Here is a 3,362-nt window from a genome sequence, read left to right as displayed (position 1 = left end):
GGACTGTAATAGATAGACTCGCTTGGATTCAACCTGTTTTTAGTACGCATAAATAAACACCAACTTAAATAATTAATAAGTCTATTATAACCTATTTTATCCGTTGGTGTTATTTATTCCGTGTAAGAAAAAAAACCTTAACAATGTATGTTAAGATTTTTTCATAAAGATTACTTTATATATTTTTCTTCGTTCATAAACAACAGCCCTTTTTTTAGGACGCGAGCATGAAACTTAGTGCATCTTTTTTTTGTTTTGTATATCTTTCACTTTTTGTGGTGTTACATCATTACCTTTTGGATCAAAAATCTTTACATTTTCAATCGTATTTACCATTGTGGAACGGAAATTTTTCAAATACTCACCACGGAGCTTAGTTTGTTCTTTTGCTTCTTCATGTGTTAGGCCCGTCTCTTTTTTCTTTTTTGCAAGTTCATTTATGCGATCAAGTTTATTTTTAGGAAACATTTTAAACTCCTTTATAGAAATAGTATATGATTTCTGTTTAATAGTCTTCTTCATTTACTTTTGCTGTGTTTACATGTATGGACTAAAGGTGGTTATTTATAAAAGCAAAAATAAAAAGCTCAGTCTATAAAAATGAACTGGCTAATTGAAAATCTATTATATCATAAATACATGTACATTCCTATTTTTAAGCATAGCATAGAAGTAATCTAGTCTTTCCTATTATAGCTTCTCCATATATTCTTGATATCTGCGATGAATAGTCGCCTTTGAAAAATGATATCCAAGTCCCTTTAAAGTGGAGGTTATTTCTGTAAATGTTAACCCATTTTGCTTTAGTTTTACGATTTCCTCTATGGGAACATCTAACTTCTGTCGACCTGAATGATCCCCTAAGTTTTTTAAATTCTTGTCTGGGCGATACCCATTTTCTACAGCTCTTCTCATGCCTCTTTTTATCTTTAAATTATGTATTTTCCGTTGATATTCTTCCACTATGCTAACAATCTGTAAAACCATCGTATCGGCTTCTGAAAGAGTAAGCTCTCCTGAGGAAGAGATACTATAAAGTTTAACATTTTCCTTTAAAATGCAATGAAGAATCGCTATCCTTGCATTTCCCCTTCCTAATCTTGTTTCATCCTGTATTAAAATCGACGAAATTTCTTCTTCTTTTATAATCGATAAAAGCTCAAGTAGCCCTTCTCTATCTAAGTCGTAACCACTGGCTCTTTCCGATATGATTCTTTTCACTTGAAAATCCATTTTATTTGCTAACTCTACTAATTCCTCTTCCTGCCTTGCTAGGGAAGTTGTCTGTTCTTCTTTATCTGTACTCACTCGACAATAGATTATTGCATTCTTTTCATTCTTTTTATTCATCATTACTTACTAGATTCCTTTTCTATTATTCTGATGCTAACATTAATTGATGATCCTCTACTTTTACTGGAATGACTAATTCTTCTCCTGCTGAAATATTATTTGCAGCTACATTATTATGCTCTTCAATCCATTTAATAAATTGTTTTTTGGTCATATTATAGGATCCGGCATATTCATTAGATAATTGCCATACCGTTTCACCATTTTTTACCGTAATCGACACATATTTACTAGAATCTGGTTGTCCAGTATTCGCTACAATCATTATACACGCTATAAAACCACAAATTAAAAGAATAATAGTATAAGAATATTTTTCCCACAATTTAGACATTTATAATTCCACCTTTATTTAGAATGTATGTTCGTTTATGCAATTAGTTTAATACGAACAAACGTTTCCTGTCAACAACAAAATAGAACTTATGTTTGTATCCTTATATAGAACGTGCTATAATTAGTACAAGAATAATTTAACGAGGTGCGTATAATGCAGAAGCTTTCAAAGAGGCAATTAGACATACTAGAATACATAAAAGAAGAAGTAAAGCTAAAAGGATATCCACCTTCTGTTCGTGAAATTGCAGAGGCTGTTGGACTTGCATCCAGTTCAACTGTTCATGGCCATTTAGCAAGATTAGAGAGTAAAGGATTAATCCGTCGTGATCCAACAAAACCTAGAGCTATTGAAATATTGGATTTAGAAGAAAGTAATATACCAAAATATAATATTATTAATGTACCTGTAGTCGGAAAAGTTACAGCGGGGTTGCCTATCACTGCTATCGAGAATGTCGAGGAATATTTCCCGTTACCGGAAAGACTAGCACCAAGTGATGAACAAATATTCATGCTAGAAATTATGGGAGAAAGTATGATTGAAGCAGGAATATTAGATGGTGACTATGTTATCGTTAGACAACAGCATTCTGCTAACAACGGAGACATTGTTGTTGCAATGACAGAGGAAGATGAAGCTACGGTTAAACGATTCTTTAAAGAACGCGACTTTATTCGCCTTCAGCCTGAGAACAGTACAATGGAACCAATCATTCTTCGTAATGTAAGCATTCTTGGGAAAGTAATTGGCGTATATCGTCATATTCAATAATAATTCTCAATATAAGAATATAAGAGCACGCAAAAGGCTTGTCCCATTTTTGGACAAGCCTTTTCTATGTATCATTTATGCTCATAGATGGAGATTCCTTTTATTCCCATTCCTTACAGACATCTACCCAATCAACTGCATTGCTATATATATATAGCTCTTCATTGGTCAATTCGATCGCTGAATTACTGCTTCCACATGCTGGGAAAACAGTGGTAAATCGTTTTAGCGATTCATCCATATAGACAGGCAAATTTTCTACTAACCCAAAAGGACAAACACCACCAACTGCATGGCCTGTTTTTTCCAATACTTCTTCTGGCGCTAGCATCCTTGCTTTTTCTGCAAAGATTTGCTTAAATTTTTTGTTATCAATTTTCGCATCCCCTGCTGTAACTATTAATATGGCATCATCATCTTTCCGGAAAGATAACGTTTTGGCGATTCTTTCTGGCTCTACCCCTAATGTTTCAGCTGCTTCTAAGACAGTAGCGCTAGACGTTTGAAATACTTGAATATCTTTTTCTCTATTCCATTTACTTAAATGAATTTGAACATTTTCTAATGACAACGCATGACACTCCCTGAATATTCCTTTTTTTTTAATAATTTAAAATATATCATTAATTGCTATAAAGCTCAAATTCTTTAAATGAATCGATTGAGTCAAGTTTTTGTGGGAGTTTTTTTAGCTCCCTTTTTATAAAGTAAAACTTCTAATTTTGTATCCGTTTTCTAAATGTTTTCTTTCATCAAAATTTCGTTTTTTTCTTTTTTAAAAACCTTTTAATCCCTGTAAGGCAAAGTGAATGGGTTTTCCAATCGCTTGATTTAAGTATGGCATGTTCTGACGCACGGTTTCTGTTACTAATTTTGTGGGTATTTTTCTTTTCGGTCG

Annotated in this window: 5 protein-coding genes; 1 reads left to right on the top strand and 4 read right to left on the bottom strand. The window is 33.0% G+C overall.

What is annotated here, in order from left to right; translation table 11 throughout:
• Nucleotides 1-234: 234 nt before the first annotated feature.
• From QQZ16_RS01600 to yneA, 3 genes are all read right to left on the bottom strand, one after another.
• Nucleotides 235-468, bottom strand: a complete 234-nt coding sequence (locus QQZ16_RS01600; RefSeq protein ID WP_284561001.1) for a DUF896 domain-containing protein — start codon at nt 466-468, stop codon at nt 235-237.
• A 222-nt stretch (nt 469-690) separates the two neighbouring features.
• Nucleotides 691-1,350 (bottom strand): YneB family resolvase-like protein, encoded by a 660-nt coding sequence (locus QQZ16_RS01595; RefSeq protein WP_031540278.1) that lies wholly within the window; start codon nt 1,348-1,350, stop codon nt 691-693.
• A 25-nt stretch (nt 1,351-1,375) separates the two neighbouring features.
• Complete coding sequence (yneA, locus tag QQZ16_RS01590; RefSeq protein ID WP_031540277.1) at nt 1,376-1,687, bottom strand: cell division suppressor protein YneA; 312 nt, start codon at nt 1,685-1,687, stop codon at nt 1,376-1,378.
• A gap of 156 nt (nt 1,688-1,843) precedes the next feature.
• Between yneA and lexA the strand changes: the two genes are divergently transcribed.
• Nucleotides 1,844-2,464 carry a transcriptional repressor LexA gene (gene lexA, locus QQZ16_RS01585; protein WP_031540276.1) on the top strand — a complete coding sequence of 207 codons (621 nt, stop codon included), beginning with the start codon at nt 1,844-1,846 and terminating at the stop codon, nt 2,462-2,464.
• A 100-nt stretch (nt 2,465-2,564) separates the two neighbouring features.
• Here lexA and QQZ16_RS01580 read toward each other — a convergent pair whose 3' ends face one another.
• Nucleotides 2,565-3,035, bottom strand: a complete 471-nt coding sequence (locus QQZ16_RS01580) for a YbaK/EbsC family protein (protein WP_031540274.1) — start codon at nt 3,033-3,035, stop codon at nt 2,565-2,567.
• Between the last annotated feature and the right edge of the window lie 327 nt (nt 3,036-3,362).

The organism is Bacillus sp. T2.9-1, from assembly GCF_950097965.1.
Taxonomy (GTDB): Bacteria; Bacillota; Bacilli; order Bacillales; family Cytobacillaceae; genus Niallia; species Niallia hominis.
The sequence above is the reverse complement of the archived record's forward strand: the minus strand, read 5'-3'. Positions and strand labels throughout refer to the sequence as shown.

Excerpts from the sequence above, each read along its gene's own strand:
- QQZ16_RS01600 (WP_284561001.1), bottom strand. The coding sequence starts at position 468 with ATGTTTCCTAAAAATAAACTTGATCGCATAAATGAACTTGCAAAAAAG.
- QQZ16_RS01595 (WP_031540278.1), bottom strand. The coding sequence starts at position 1,350 with ATGAATAAAAAGAATGAAAAGAATGCAATAATCTATTGTCGAGTGAGT.
- yneA (WP_031540277.1), bottom strand. The coding sequence starts at position 1,687 with ATGTCTAAATTGTGGGAAAAATATTCTTATACTATTATTCTTTTAATT.
- lexA (WP_031540276.1), top strand. The coding sequence starts at position 1,844 with ATGCAGAAGCTTTCAAAGAGGCAATTAGACATACTAGAATACATAAAA.